The organism is Kitasatospora putterlickiae, assembly GCF_039527695.1.
Lineage (GTDB): Bacteria > Actinomycetota > Actinomycetes > Streptomycetales > Streptomycetaceae > Kitasatospora > Kitasatospora putterlickiae.
The window spans coordinates 4,387-17,769 of sequence record NZ_BAAAKJ010000121.1 but is presented as its reverse complement, the minus strand read 5'-3'; the positions used below and the strand labels follow the sequence as shown (position 1 = coordinate 17,769).

At 74.3% G+C, this 13,383-nt stretch carries 14 protein-coding genes; 10 read left to right on the top strand and 4 right to left on the bottom strand.

Annotated elements, in window-relative coordinates; translation table 11 throughout:
* Window positions 1-3 precede the first annotated feature (3 nt).
* Together ABD308_RS12645 and ABD308_RS12640 are read right to left on the bottom strand one after the other, a co-directional pair.
* Window positions 4-675 carry a potassium channel family protein gene (locus ABD308_RS12645; protein WP_344332784.1) on the bottom strand — a complete coding sequence of 224 codons (672 nt, stop codon included), beginning with the start codon at window positions 673-675 and terminating at the stop codon, window positions 4-6.
* Window positions 675-1,343, bottom strand: coding sequence for a potassium channel family protein (locus ABD308_RS12640; RefSeq protein ID WP_344332782.1), 669 nt, complete (start codon window positions 1,341-1,343; stop codon window positions 675-677). The genes ABD308_RS12645 and ABD308_RS12640 overlap by 1 nt, the downstream gene beginning before the upstream one ends.
* A 246-nt stretch (window positions 1,344-1,589) precedes the next feature.
* On the opposite strand from ABD308_RS12640, the gene ABD308_RS12635 reads away from it, so the two are divergent.
* Window positions 1,590-3,653, top strand: coding sequence for an APC family permease (locus ABD308_RS12635; RefSeq protein WP_425554753.1), 2,064 nt, complete (start codon window positions 1,590-1,592; stop codon window positions 3,651-3,653).
* Between the two features lie 401 nt (window positions 3,654-4,054).
* A complete protein-coding gene (locus tag ABD308_RS12630) occupies window positions 4,055-5,377 on the top strand; it encodes a class I SAM-dependent RNA methyltransferase (RefSeq protein ID WP_344332793.1) in 1,323 nt (440 codons plus the stop codon).
* Between the two features lie 118 nt (window positions 5,378-5,495).
* Here the strand turns inward: ABD308_RS12630 and ABD308_RS12625 are convergent, their stop codons facing one another.
* The gene (locus ABD308_RS12625; RefSeq protein ID WP_344332778.1) at window positions 5,496-5,693 is read right to left on the bottom strand and encodes a hypothetical protein; all 198 of its coding nucleotides are present in this window, start codon (window positions 5,691-5,693) and stop codon (window positions 5,496-5,498) included.
* Window positions 5,694-5,896: 203 nt separating this feature from the next.
* Here ABD308_RS12625 and ABD308_RS12620 point away from each other — a divergent pair, with 203 nt between their 5' ends.
* Window positions 5,897-6,142: a toxin-antitoxin system HicB family antitoxin gene (locus tag ABD308_RS12620; protein WP_344332776.1), complete on the top strand. Its 246-nt coding sequence runs from the start codon at window positions 5,897-5,899 to the stop codon at window positions 6,140-6,142.
* Window positions 6,139-6,561, top strand: a complete 423-nt coding sequence (locus ABD308_RS12615; RefSeq protein ID WP_344332774.1) for a fic family toxin-antitoxin system, toxin component — start codon at window positions 6,139-6,141, stop codon at window positions 6,559-6,561. Before ABD308_RS12620 ends, ABD308_RS12615 begins: the two co-directional genes overlap by 4 nt.
* Window positions 6,562-6,576: 15 nt before the next feature.
* Here the strand turns inward: ABD308_RS12615 and ABD308_RS12610 are convergent, their stop codons facing one another.
* Window positions 6,577-7,443, bottom strand: a complete 867-nt coding sequence (locus ABD308_RS12610) for a GNAT family N-acetyltransferase (protein WP_344332773.1) — start codon at window positions 7,441-7,443, stop codon at window positions 6,577-6,579.
* A gap of 337 nt (window positions 7,444-7,780) precedes the next feature.
* Between ABD308_RS12610 and ABD308_RS12605 the strand changes: the two genes are divergently transcribed.
* The 6 genes from ABD308_RS12605 to ABD308_RS12580 all read left to right on the top strand — a co-directional run bounded on the left by ABD308_RS12605 (window position 7,781) and on the right by ABD308_RS12580 (window position 13,162).
* Entirely contained in the window at window positions 7,781-8,773 is a 993-nt protein-coding gene (locus tag ABD308_RS12605) for an ATP-grasp domain-containing protein (protein WP_344332771.1), read from the top strand.
* The gene (locus ABD308_RS12600; protein WP_344332769.1) at window positions 8,770-9,654 is read left to right on the top strand and encodes an ATP-grasp domain-containing protein; all 885 of its coding nucleotides are present in this window, start codon (window positions 8,770-8,772) and stop codon (window positions 9,652-9,654) included. Before ABD308_RS12605 ends, ABD308_RS12600 begins: the two co-directional genes overlap by 4 nt.
* A gap of 52 nt (window positions 9,655-9,706) precedes the next feature.
* Window positions 9,707-10,537 (top strand): putative RNA methyltransferase, encoded by an 831-nt coding sequence (locus tag ABD308_RS12595; protein WP_344332767.1) that lies wholly within the window; start codon window positions 9,707-9,709, stop codon window positions 10,535-10,537.
* A 165-nt stretch (window positions 10,538-10,702) separates the two neighbouring features.
* Window positions 10,703-12,079 carry an AAA family ATPase gene (locus ABD308_RS12590; protein WP_344332766.1) on the top strand — a complete coding sequence of 459 codons (1,377 nt, stop codon included), beginning with the start codon at window positions 10,703-10,705 and terminating at the stop codon, window positions 12,077-12,079.
* Window positions 12,076-12,465 carry a nucleotide pyrophosphohydrolase gene (locus tag ABD308_RS12585; protein WP_344332765.1) on the top strand — a complete coding sequence of 130 codons (390 nt, stop codon included), beginning with the start codon at window positions 12,076-12,078 and terminating at the stop codon, window positions 12,463-12,465. The genes ABD308_RS12590 and ABD308_RS12585 overlap by 4 nt, the downstream gene beginning before the upstream one ends.
* A gap of 145 nt (window positions 12,466-12,610) precedes the next feature.
* Entirely contained in the window at window positions 12,611-13,162 is a 552-nt protein-coding gene (locus ABD308_RS12580) for a DUF6099 family protein (protein ID WP_344332763.1), read from the top strand.
* Window positions 13,163-13,383: the final 221 nt, after the last annotated feature.

Here is a 13,383-nt window from a genome sequence, read left to right as displayed (position 1 = left end):
GGGCTACTGGGCGCCGGCCGAGCTGGAGAGCAGTTCCTCCAGCTCCTCCTCGCGCTCCTGGGCGGCCACGAAGAGCAGCTCGTCGCCGCCCTCCAGGGTGTCGTCCTTGCCGGGCACCAGGACCCGGCCCTCGCGCAGGATGGTCACCAGGGCGGTGTCCGGCGGCCACGGCACGTCGCCGACGCGGGTGCCGACCAGCTCGGTGTCCTCGGCGAGGGTCAGCTCGACCAGGTTGGCGTTGCCCTGGCTGAAGCGCATCAGCCGGACCAGGTCGCCGACGCTGACGGCCTCCTCGACCAGGGCGGACATCAGGCGCGGGGTGGAGACGGCCACGTCCACGCCCCAGGACTCGTTGAAGAGCCACTCGTTCTTCGGGTTGTTCACCCGGGCGACCACCCGGGGAACGCCGTACTCGGTCTTCGCGAGCAGCGAGACGACCAGGTTGACCTTGTCGTCACCGGTCGCGGCGATCACCACGTGGCAGCGCTGCAGCGCTGCCTCGTCCAGCGAGGTGATCTCGCAGGCGTCGGCCAGCAGCCACTCCGCCATGGGCACCCGTTCCACCGAGATGGAGTTCGGGTTCTTGTCGATCAGCAGGACCTCGTGGCCGTTCTCCAGCAGTTCGCCCGCGATGGAGCGGCCGACGGCGCCGGCCCCGGCAATGGCGACTCGCATCAGTGATCTTCCTTCCGCGGGCCCTGCGCGAACGCGGCCTCGACCGCCGTCAGGTCGGCCCGGCGCAGCATGACGTGCACCAGGTCGCCCTCCTGCACCACCATCTGGGGCGAGGGCAGCACGCCCTCGCCGAGCCGGGTGACGAACGCCACCCGGGTGCCGGAGACCGCCTCCAGCTCGCTCACCCGGTGGCCCACCCACTCCGGGGCGTAGGCGACCTCGGCGAGCTGGACGGCGCCGCTCGGGTCCTGCCAGAGCGGCTCGGCGCCGCTCGGCAGCAGCCGGCGCAGCATCTGGTCGGCCGTCCAGCGGACGGTGGCGACGGTGGGGATGCCCAGGCGCTGGTAGACCTCGGCGCGCCGGGGGTCGTAGATCCGGGCCGCGACGTTCTCCACGCCGAAGTTCTCCCGGGCCACCCGGGCGGCGATGATGTTGGAGTTGTCACCGCTGGAGACGGCGGCGAAGGCACCCGCCTCCTCGATGCCGGCCTCCTTCAGGGTGTCCTGGTCGAAGCCGACCCCGGTCACCCGGCGCCCGTTGAACCCGGCGCCCAGCCGCCGGAAGGCAGTCGGGTCCTGGTCGACCACGGCCACCGAGTGGCCCTGTTTCTCCAGCGCGCGGGCGAGCGCGGAGCCCACCCGGCCGCAGCCCATGATGACGATGTGCACCGGCGCTACCTCACCCGTCCTATTAGGGCCATGACCTGCGCAAACACCGTTCGATCTCCGTTTCCCCGCCCCGCTGTCCGGGTGGGCGTCCTGGTGGGGCTCGGCACGACAACCACAGTGTTGCCCGCCTGCTCGTATCCGACACGCTAGCCGGTCCACCGAACACAGTCGCGACGAAGGGGGCACCATCGGGGGGCGTCCGTCGGACCTGGCGGCGTAGTGCCCCTACGATTCCTTAACGTGCCTATGCCGACTGACCTACCGAAACGCATCCTCATCGGGCGTGCGTTGCGCAGCGACAAGCTGGGGGAGACGCTGCTCCCCAAGCGCATCGCGCTGCCCGTCTTCGCCTCGGACGCGCTCTCCTCGGTCGCGTACGCGCCCGAGGAGATCCTGCTGACGCTCTCGCTGGCGGGCGCCTCAGCCATCCACTTCTCGTGGCAGATCGGCGTCGTGGTCGCCATCGTGATGCTCGCGGTGGTGGCCTCGTACCGGCAGAACGTGCACGCCTACCCGAGCGGCGGCGGCGACTACGAGGTCGCCACCGTGAACCACGGCCCGAACTCCGGCCTGGTGGTCGCGAGCGCGCTGATGGTCGACTACATCCTCACCGTGGCGGTCTCCACCACCTCGGGGGTGGCCAACGTGGTGTCGGCGGTGCCGGCGCTGCGCGGGCACGAGCTGACCCTGTCGGTGGTCGTGGTCATCGTGCTGATGGGGATGAACCTGCGCGGCGTGCGGGAGTCGGGCACGGCGTTCGCCGTTCCGACCTACGCCTTCATGGTCGGCGTGCTCGGCATGGTGGTCTACGGCGTGGTCCGGCACTTCGGGCTGGGGCAGGACATGCCCTCCGAGAGCTCCGGCTTCCACCTGGAGCCGATCCCCGGGAACGAGAACCTGGCCGGTTTCGCCATGGTGTTCCTGCTGCTCAAGGCGTTCTCCTCGGGCTGTGCGGCGCTGACCGGCGTGGAGGCGATCTCCAACGGCGTGCCGGCGTTCCGCAAGCCCAAGAGCAAGAACGCGGCGACCACCCTGCTGATGATGGCGAGCATCGCCGTCGTGATGTTCATGGGCATCATCTGGCTGGCCCGGCTGACCGGCGTCCAGATGGCCGAGGAGGCCCACCAGCTGGTCGGCGCGCCCGGCGACTACCACCAGAAGACCGCGCTGGCGCAGATCAGCGAGGCGGTGTTCTCGAACTTCACGCCGGGCTTCTACTTCGTCGCCGGCGTCACCGGGCTGATCCTGGTGCTGGCCGCCAACACCGCGTTCAACGGCTTCCCGGTGCTGGGCTCGATCCTGGCCCAGGACCGCTACCTGCCCCGCCAGCTGCACACCCGCGGCGACCGGCTGGCCTTCTCCAACGGCATCATCCTGCTGGCGCTGGCCGCGATCCTGTTCATCATCGCCTTCGACGCGGACCCGACCCGGCTGATCCAGCTGTACATCGTCGGCGTCTTCGTGTCGTTCAACATGAGCCAGTCCGGCATGATCCGGCACTGGACCAGGAACCTGCGCACCGAGACCGATCCGGCCAAGCGCCGGCACATGCAGCGCAGCCGGGCGATCAACACCTTCGGCCTGGTGATGACCATGGCGGTGCTGATCGTCGTGCTCGCCACCAAGATCAGCCACGCCTGGATCGCCATCGCGGCGATGGTCGTGCTGTTCGTGATGATGAAGGCGATCCGTCGGCACTACGACCGGGTCTCCGCGGAGCTGGTGGCCGCCGAGGAGCCGGACGACGTGGTGCTGCCCACCCGGGTGCACGCGATCGTGCTGGTCTCCAAGCTGCACAAGCCGGCGCTGCGGGCGCTGGCGTACGCGCGGCTCGCGCGGGCGCACACGCTGGAGGCGGTGACCGTGAACGTCGATCCGGCGGACACGGCGGCGCTGCGCGAGGAGTGGGACGAGCGCGGGATCGAGGTGCCGCTGAAGGTGCTGGACTCGCCGTACCGGGAGATCACCGGGCCGGTGCTGGACTACGTGAAGAACCTGCGCCGCAGCAGCCCGCGCGACGTGGTGTCGGTCTACATCCCCGAGTACGTGGTCGGCCACTGGTACGAGCACCTGCTGCACAACCAGAGCGCGCTGCGGCTCAAGGGCCGGCTGCTGTTCAAGCCGGGCGTGATGGTGACCTCGGTGCCGTGGCAGCTGGAGTCCTCGGAGCGGCGCAAGCCGCAGAAGGCCTGGTCGGCGCCGGGTTCCGTCCGGCGTGGCGAACCCAGGGCGCCCAAGGCCGTAAAGTCGGAAGTCTCGGCGAAGCCCGCCGGCCCCGCTGACGACAGTACGAAGGACGCCTCCCAGTGACCCGCAACACCCCGTCTCGTTCCCACGGCTCCTCGGGCAAGGGCGCCCGCAAGGGCGGTGCCGCCAAGCCCGGGCAGGTCGCCCGGCCGCGCTGGGGCAAGCCGTCGCGCCCGGAGGCGACCGACCGCGACGGATTCACCGCGCGGACGGCGCCGCTCGCGCCGGAGGAGCGCGCCCCGCAGCGCGAACAGGAGCCGTCGCGCCCGGCGCGCGGCGAGCGCCCGGAGCGTGCCGAGCCTGCCGAGCGCGGTGAGGCGCGCGAGGGCCGGGAGGGGCAGCCGAAGGGCGGTGCGCGCCCCCGCAAGCAGGCCGTGCGCCCGCCGCGGGCGCTGCGCGACGGCGCCCGCGCGTCCCGGGCCGAGGCCGCTCCCAAGGCGGCCAGGGCTCCCAAGGCCCCGGCGGTGAAGGCCCCCACCGGCGACCCGCTGGTCGGCGAGCGCTACGAGGTCGAGGTCGGCCCCGTCGCGCACGGCGGCGGGCACTGCGTGGCCCGGCACGAGGGCCGGGTGCTGTTCGTCCGGCACGCGCTGCCGGGCGAGAAGGTGATCGCACGGGTCACCGAGGGCACCACCACCTCGCGTTTCCTGCGGGCCGACGCGGTGGAGGTCCTGGAGCCCGCCAAGGAGCGGATCGCCCCGCCGTGCCCGTTCTCCGGGCCCGGCAAGTGCGGCGGCTGCGACTGGCAGCACGTCACGCCGGGCGGCCAGCGCAAGCTCAAGGCGCAGGTGCTGACCGAGCAGCTGGCCAAGCTGGCCGGTCTGACCCCGGCCGAGGCCGGCTGGGACGGCAGCGTCGAGCCGGTCGGCGGCAAGCTGCCGGCCGGCCGGGTGCCGGCCTGGCGCACCCGCGTCCAGTACGCCGTCGACGCGGGCAGCGGCAAGGTCGGGCTGCGCAAGCACCGCTCGCACGAGATCCAGCCGGTCGACCGCTGCCTGATCGCCGCCGAGGGCGTCACGGAGCTGGGCGTGGAGTCCCGCGACTGGCCGGGCGTCGTCTCGGTCGAGACGATCGCCGCCTCCGGCTCCTCGGACCGCCAGGTGGTGCTCACCCCGGCGCCGGGCGCCCAGCTGCCGCTGGTCGAGCTGGACCGGCCGGTCTCCATCGCCCGGGTCGACGAGCAGGGCAACATCCACAAGGTGCACGGCCGCGGTTTCGTGCGCGAGCGCGCCGCCGGGCGGACCTGGCGGGTCAGCAACGGCGGCTTCTGGCAGATCCACCCGGAGGCGCCGGACACCCTGGTCGACGCCGTCCTCGACGGCCTGGACCCGCAGTGGGGCGAGAACGCGCTCGACCTCTACTGCGGGGTGGGCCTGTTCGCGGGCGCGCTGGCCGACCGGGTCGGCGAGGACGGCGCGGTGCTCGGCATCGAGTCCGGCAAGCAGGCGGTCGCCGACGCCCGGCACAACCTGGCCGCGCTGGAGAACGTCCGGATCGAGTGCGACCGGGTGGAGTCGCTGCTGCCGCGCACCGGGATCACCGCGACCGACCTGATCGTGCTCGACCCGCCGCGCGTGGGGGCCGGGCGCGAGACCGTCGCCCACCTGGCCGGGCTCGGCGCCCGCCGGATCGCGTACGTGGCCTGCGACCCGGCGGCCCTCGCCCGTGACCTGGCGTTCTTCCGCGAGGGCGGCTACCGGCTGGTCTCGCTGCGGGCCTTCGACCTGTTCCCGATGACGCACCACTTCGAGTGCGTGGCGATCCTGGAGCCCGTCAAGGGCGAGTGACCCGCGGCCGACGGACGGAGGCGGTACCCGGACTCTCCGGGTACCGCCTCCGTCCGTTTCGTCGCGCGCCGTCGTGGGCGCGGGTGGCTCAAGGTGGCTCAGGGCGTCTCAGAGCGTCTCAGGGCAGGGGGCGTTCCTCTTCCTGGGCGTCGTGCGGCAGGGCGATGCCGTGCTGGGCGGCGAGCCGGATCAGCGAGGCGATCCGGCCCTCGTACGCCTGGACGCCGTCGGCGTCCCCTTCGGCCCGGGCGGCCGCGAGTTCCTCGCGGGCCTGGGCGAGCTGCTCGCGCAGCTCCTGGTCGAACATGGCTGTCATGTGCCGGCCTCCACACCGGTCGGTGCCGCTCCAGGGAATGCACAGGGCACTTCAGAGTCTCCGAAGGTGAAGAACTCTTCAAGTCTCCCTCCCGGCGAGTGCCGGGCGCGTCGAGGGGACGCGTCGAGCGGCGTGCGCGGGGGTCGCGTGCGGGGTCGCGCGCGCCCTTGTTGTGCTAGCACTTCAGCGCTAGCTTGAGGTTCATGGGTAAGAAGCAGCTGAACGTCCGGGTGGACGCCACCACCGCGGAGATGGCCCGGGAACGGGCGGAGCAGCAGGGGATCAGTATGAACCAGTACATCGAACGCCTGGTCCAGCAGGACATGGGCGAGGCCGGGCGGGTGTTCGTCGACGCGGCCGCGCAGTTCATGAAGGAGTACGAGACGGCGTTCCTGGCCGAGTTCGGGGAGCAGCGGGGCGGGGCCGACCTCCAGGACGTGCGCCGTTGAAACTGGAGGTCGACCTCTCGTGGCTGCTCATGACCGCCGAGCAGTACACGCCCGGTGACCCGCAGGTCACCGACTACGGATCGCTGCTCGCCGCCGTCGCCCGGCACCAGGCCGAGATCTTCGACATCGCCGTCTACCCCGAACCGCAGGACCGCGCCGCCGCCCTGATGCACCAGCTGATCCGGGTCCCGGCGCTGGAGAAGACCAACGAGCTGTTCGCCACCGCCGTCGCCTACGCCTACCTGGTGGCCAGCGGCTGCACCGTGGCGACCACGGCCCGCGAGGTGCGCAGCCTCGCCCGGGCCATCCGCGAGGGGCGGCTGACCGTCTCCGGGGTGGCGGACCGGCTGGCCGCCTGGGTGGTGGACGAGGCCGAGGACGAGGAGGTCAGCGGCGAGGACGACGACGACTCGGAGTAGCCGGGGCGGGCCGGTTCAGCCGGCTTCGGCGCCGGCCCCGGCCGGCTCGGCGATCAGCGCGGTCGCGAACGGACGGAAGCCCGCCCGGCGGTAGATCCGGGCCACGTCCTCGTCGGCCGCGGACAGGAACACCGTCCGCACCCCGTTCGCCCGGGCGTGCGCGACCAGCGCCGCGGTCACCGCCCGGCCCAGCCCGCGCCGCCGCGCCGAGGGCAGCGTGCCCACACCGGCCACCTCGGTGACCGGGCCGACCGGGTTGTGCTGGCCCGCGCAGAGCGGGGTGCCGCCCTCGAACGCCGCGGCGAGCACCGTGTGCCCGGAGGCGATCCGCCCGGCGACCCGCGCCGCGGTGCCGTCGGCCGCCAACACCTCGGCCTTCGCCGCGAGTTCCACCGCTCCGGCCTCGCCCACGCCGGTGCCCGGCTCGCCGAACGCCAGGTGCGGGACGGCCACCGCCCGCGCGATCGCCGGGTCGTCGGCCGCCAGCACCCGCACCGCCGCCCCGCCCGGGGCGTCCGGCGCCTCCTGCCCCGGGCCCAGCACCAGCAGCGGGTGCTCGTGCACCACCAGCCCCGCCTCCTCGACCGCCGCGCGCAGCAGCGGGTCGTGCTCCGCCACCCACTCGAACGCCTCCGGCAGACCCAGCTCGCGCTGGCGGGCCAGCACCCGGCGGACGTCCCCGGCGGTGACGGCCGGCCCCTCGTGACCCAGCGCGGGCCGGGCGTAGTAGGGCCAGCCGGCGCCCTCGCGGACGAACAGGCTGAGCGGGCCGAAGTCCTCGACCCGCGCGGCGGAGCGCGGCACCGCGTCGTAGTAGCGCTCGATCTCGTCGAGGAGGTCCGGGTCGGGGGTGCGGGCGACTGCAAGATCGTCAGAGGTCACGCCGTGCATCCAAGCAGGCCCGACGCGTTCCTGCCAGGGATTTGCCGCCCCGGCGGGAAGCGCCCCGCGGCCGGCGCGCCGGGCACCCCGGGGGCGGGACGGGCACGCCCGCTGACGGACGGTCACGGTACGGACGACCGCCGAACGAAGGGCCCCGGAGCCGCCTGACGTGCGCCGCGGCCCGCCCGGCCCGGGCATTTCCGCGCGATTGTTGCCGAACGCTTACAGGCCGGGCGATCTTGTGTACGGACCCCATGGCATCCTGGGGCCTTTACAGCTCTGCCGGACGGGAACGGCGGACGTCCGCGCTGGGCGAAGCGAGGGGGAAGACCGGGTCATGAGGCTCTGCTTTCTGGTGGAGGAGCACTACCGGCACGACGGCATGCCGCTCGACGTCGTGCGCCGGCTCACCGCGTGGGGACACCGGGTGGACGTGCTGCGCCCCGGCGACTCGCTGATGGCGATCTCCGAGGCGGTCCGCGCCGGCAGCCACGACGCCTGGGTGCTCAAGACCGTCTCCGGCGGGCCCGGCCTCACCCTGCTGGAGGCCGCCGCCGCCGTCGGCCTCACCACCGTCAACGACGTCCGCTCCATCCGCGGCGTCCGCGACAAGGCCCTCGCCTCGGTCATCGCCCGCACCCGCGGACTGCCCGTCCCCGTCACCTACGCGGCCGCCCGCTGGGAACGGCTCGCCGAGATCCCCGCCGCCGAGTACCCGCTCGTCGTCAAGCCCGCCGACGGCAGCTCCGGGCGGGCCGTGCGACTCGTCCGCGACCCCGGCCACCTCGCCGAACTCGGCCCCCTGCTGGCCGGCGAGGGCCTGCTCATCGCCCAGCCCTACGTCCCCAACTCCGGCACCGACCTCAAGGTGTACTGCGTCGACGGCGAGCTGTACGCCACCGAACGCCGCTCGCCGCTCAACCCCGACCAGGGCGTCCGGGAGCGGCAGGTGCCGCTGTCCGCCGAGGTCGCGCGGATCGCCGCGCAGGTCGGCGAGGTGTTCGGGCTCGACCTGTACGGCGTCGACGTGCTGCTCGGGCCGGACGGGCCGGTGGTCGTCGACATCAACGACTTCCCGAGCTTCCGGCAGGTGCCGGACGCCGTCGCCCGGGTCGCGCGGGCGATCCTGCGGCTGGCCCGCACCGGCACGGCGGTCACCGCGCCGGCCGTCGCCCTGGACGCCTCCGGACTGGAGACACCGGGCCTCGGCGCGGTCGGGATCGGCGCGGCGTCCGTCCGCATGCCCGCGCAGGGCGGCGCCGCCACCGTCGGACTCGGCGGCGTCGGAGTGGCCGGCGTCGGCGGCGTGGGCGTCGGCGGCGCACTGTGAGGATCGGGCTGATCACCTCCGCCCCGGACCACCCGCTGCTCGCCGCGGCCGGCGCGCTGCTGACCGCGCGCGGCCACCGGATCGAGGCACTCGACCCGGCGGACCCGCCCGCCGACGGCACCGGGCCGCTCGCCGACGTCTACCTGCTCAAGGCCCGCACCCCGGCGGCCCTCGCGCTCGCCCGCTCGCTGGAGGAACGCGGCGCCCCCGTCGTCAACCCGGCCGCCGCCACCGAACTCGTCCAGGACCGCACCGCCATGGCCGACCTCGCCCGGCGATCCGGCCTTCCCTTCGCGCCCACCCGCACCGCCGACCGCCCCGCCGCGCTGCTCGCCCAGGCCGGGACGGGCGACCTCGCCCTCCCCCTGGTCGTCAAGAGCCGGCACAGCCGCCGCCACGACCTCGTCGCCCGCGTCGACGACCTCGACCGGCTGCGCACCCTCGCCAAGCGGTGGCCCGGCGAACCTGTCATCGCCCAGCCCTACCTGCCGAGCACCGGCTGGGACCAGAAGCTCTGGGTCGTCGCCGGACGACTGTTCTGCACCCGCCGGCGCTCCGAACTCGCCGACGCCGGCCACACCGGGCCGCCGCACGGCCCGGACGGGTTCACGCCCGGCGACCTGCCCGCCGAACGGGCCGAACTCGCCCTGCGGGTCGGCGAGGTGTTCGGCCTCGACGTCTACGGCGTCGACCTGCTCGACGGACCGGACGAACCGGTCGTCGTCGACGTCAACGCCTTCCCGGGCATCCGGGGACAGGCCGGCGCGCCCGAGGCACTGGCCGCCCTCGCCCTGCGGGCCGCCGCCGCGCGCCCCCCGGCCCTCCCCGGCCCCCGGACGGGCACCCCGGCGGATGCGGGACCGGGCGCCGCCGCTCGTTAGGCTGGCACCCCCGGCCCGAGCACCCGACCGGGCCGCGAGAGAAGACGGACCCTTGCTGCAGGACATCGAGCCCTACCTGGCCTGCCCGCACTGCGCGCGGCCGCTCACCCTCGACGGGCGCACCCTGCGCTGCCCCGCCGGACACAGCCACGACGTCGCCAAGCAGGGCTACGCCAGCCTGCTCCCCGGCGACGCCCACACCGGCACCGGCGACACCGCCGACATGGTCGCCGCCCGCAGCGACTTCCTCGCCGCCGGCCACTACCGGCCGATCGCCGACGCCCTCGCCGAGGCCGCCGCGGCCGCCGGCCCCGAAGGACTCGTCGCCGACCTCGGCGCCGGCACCGGCCACTACCTCGCCCACGTCCTCGACGCCCTCCCCGGCCGGCCCGGCGCCGCCCTCGACATCTCCAAGTACGCGCTGCGCCGCGCCGCCAAGGCCCACCCCCGGATCGGCGCCGTGGTCTGCGACGCGTGGCGCCCGCTGCCGCTGCTGGACGCCTGCGCCGGGCTCGTCCTCAACGTGTTCGCCCCCCGCAACGGCCCCGAGCTGCGCCGCGTGCTGCGGCCCGGCGGCACCCTGCTGCTCGTCGCGCCCACCGCCCGCCACCTGCGGGAACTCGTCGGCGCCCTGGGACTGCTGTCGGTCGACGAGGAGAAGCAGCGGCGCATCGACGAGAAGCTCGGGCCCCACCTGACACCGGCCGGGCGGCGCGAGGTCGAGTTCACGCTGCGGCTGTCCGCCGAGGACGTGCGGACCGTGGTCGGCATGGGGCCGAGCGCCTGGCACACCGACCCGGCCCGGTTGGCGGAGCGGCTCGCGGCGCTGCCGGAGCCGGTCGAGGTGACGGCCTCCGTCACCGTCGCCGCCTACCGGCGCTGAGCCGGGGGCGCTCGTCGGGCCGGCCGGGCCGGGTAGGGCCGCTTCCGTGTCTGAGGGGCGTGCGGGCGGCGCGGGCGCGGCACCGCGCGCCGGTGCCACCCCGAAGGGATGAATCTGCCGGGCAGGCACGTTTCTGCCTCCCGACCGGCCGCTAACGTCCCACGGGTGAACCGCGACGCCACCCGGCCCGCCGTGCCGGCCCACCCCCAGCAGCGCAGCCCGGACCCCGGCGCGCCGACCGCCCGGCGCCCGATCGTCGAGGAGATCCGGCTCATCTCCTTCAAGTCCTACCGGCGCGCGACCCTCCCGCTCGCGCCCCTCACCGTGCTGCACGGCCCCGCCGGCGTCGGCAAGTCCAACGCCCTCGACGCCCTCGCCGTCCTCTCCAGGCTCGCCCTCGGCGAGGAGATCGCCGCCTCCCTCGACGGACGGCCCGGCACCACCGGCCCGCTCGCCACCCCCGTCCGCGGCGGCCTCGACGGCTGCGTGCCGCACGGCCGCAACGCCCTCATCCTCGGCTGCACCGTCCGCTGCCCGGACGGAAAGATCGGCCTCGAAGTCGTCATCCGCACCGACGGGCCGGTCCGCATCGCCCGCGAGCAGCTCACCCTCGACGGGCAGACCGTCGTCGAGACCGGCGAACAGGACCTGCGCAAGTGCCGGGTCAACGTCACCTGGCACAACGACACCCGGCAGGGCGACATCCGCGCGCCCTTCCCCAGCGGCACGCTGATCACCGCCCAGATCCCGCTGCGGGTCGCCGGCTCCTCACCCGGCGAACGCAAGGTCCTCGCCGCCGCCGAACAACTGCTCACCGCGTTGCGCGAGGTCTTCCCGGTCCACCCGGTGCCCGCCCTGATGCGCGGCTGGGCCCGCCCCCACCCGCAGGCCCGGCTGGTCAGCACCGCCGCCAACATCTCCGCCGTCATCGCCCGGCTCAGCAACGAGTGCCCCCGCCGCTACGGGCAACTGCTGCGCGTCGTCCAGTCCGCCGCCCCGCACCCGCTGCTCGGCCTCGACCTCGCCCACCGCGGCAGCGGCGCCGACCGGCGGGTGCTCGCCGTGTTCGACGAGGGCCTGCTCGGGCGCACGGGCGCCGACCAGGCCTCCGACGGCATGCTGCGGCACCTGGCGTTCGCCGCCGTGCTGCTCACCGGCGCCGGGGTGCTGGACCTGGACGTGGCCGTCGAGGTGCCGTGGGCCCAGCGGCAGCTCACCGTACTCGCCGACGACCTCGGGTCCGGGCTCGGCACCGACCAGAGCGCCTCGCTGCTGAGGCTCGCCCGGGACATGGCGGGGCGCAACCAGTTGCGGGTGCTCGCCACGCTCCAGGAGCCGGCCGCGGCGCGGGACGCGCTGGGCGGGGCGGGCGAACTGCCGCCCGGGGCGGCGGTGGTGGAGTGCCGGCGGGACCCCGGCTCGGGGCTGACGGTGCTGCGGTCGGAGGCGGCGCGGGTGCCGGTGCAGGTGGTGCGGGACGGTTCGTCGTCCTCGCCGTCGGTCCGGCCGGTGGCCGGTGATGCGGTAGACCTGGACGGGTGAACGAACGAGAGACGGAACACCTCGCCCCCACGCTGGAAGGGCTGCGGCAGCGGCTGACGGAGTTCGCCGCGGCGCGCCGCTGGGAGCCCTTCCACACGCCCAAGAACCTCGCCGCGGCGCTGACCGTGGAGGCCGGCGAGCTGCTGGAGATCTTCCAGTGGCTCACGCCCGAGCAGGCGTCGGCGGTGATGGCCGACCCGGACCGCGCCCACCGGGTGCGGGACGAGGTGGCCGACGTGCTCGCCTATCTGCTCCAGTTCTGCACGGCGGTCGGGGTCGATCCGCTGACGGCCCTGGCGGCCAAGATCGAGCGGAACGAGCTGCGCTTCCCGGTCCCCGGCGGCCTCCCGGAAGGCGGTGACGTCAACCCGGAGGGCGGCTCCTAGGCCTTGCGGGGGACGGAAGTTCTCCACAGCCCCCGGGTTGTCCACAGGTTTCCGATGTCCGCGTGCGGGCCCTTCCGTTCCGGCGCACTCTCTCACCGTGACCGCGCGGCAGGGCGCCGCGGGAGTGACGGAAGGAAGGCGCGGCATGGAGGCGCTGCGACTGATCAAGACCGCCCGGCACGCCCTGGCGGAGACCAGGAACATCCCGGACGTGCTGGCCGAGGCCCGGCAGGCCGCGTTGCTCGCCGAGGCGGTGGGCGCCCGGCTCGCCCGGGAGGAGGACGGCGAACTCGCGTGCCTGGGACAGCAGTTGTCGGAATCGGCGCTGCACGAGGTGGGCTGCCTCGACCATGCGACGGGGGACGTCGCGGGGGCGTCGGCCTTCGGGCCCGGCAGCCGGGCCCGAAGGCTCAGCGACCTCGGCGAGCTCGGGCCGATGCTGGACGAACTCGGCGGGCTCCTGCGGGACATCGGGGAGACGCTGGTCGTGCTGGCCTGTGGGGCCGACACCGAGAGCCTCTACTGGGCGTGCATCGACGGCGTCGACGCCGGGGCGGAGTGCACCCAGCTGGTCGGCCAACTGCGGGACGCCGTGCGGCGGATCGCGGGCGAGCGCCCCGAGGAGGCGGAGGAGCGTCTCCTGGTGCTCCAGCTCGAACCGCCGGCGGAGGAGGTGGTCCCGGCACCGGTGGCGTGAGGGCCAGCGAGAGCGGCTCCTGGACGGTGGGGCCGCCGTCCAGCAGCCCCTCTCCGCAGCGGTGGCAGCCGGACGCGGCCCCACCACCGCACTCCACCAGGGCCACCACCCACCGCCCGACGCGGTCGCGGCGAGTGGGCGCGGTGGGACAACTGGATAGCGGGGCAGCGGGAAGAGGAACGGGAGCGGGAAGGGCGGAGGGAGGGGAGGGGAGGGGAGGG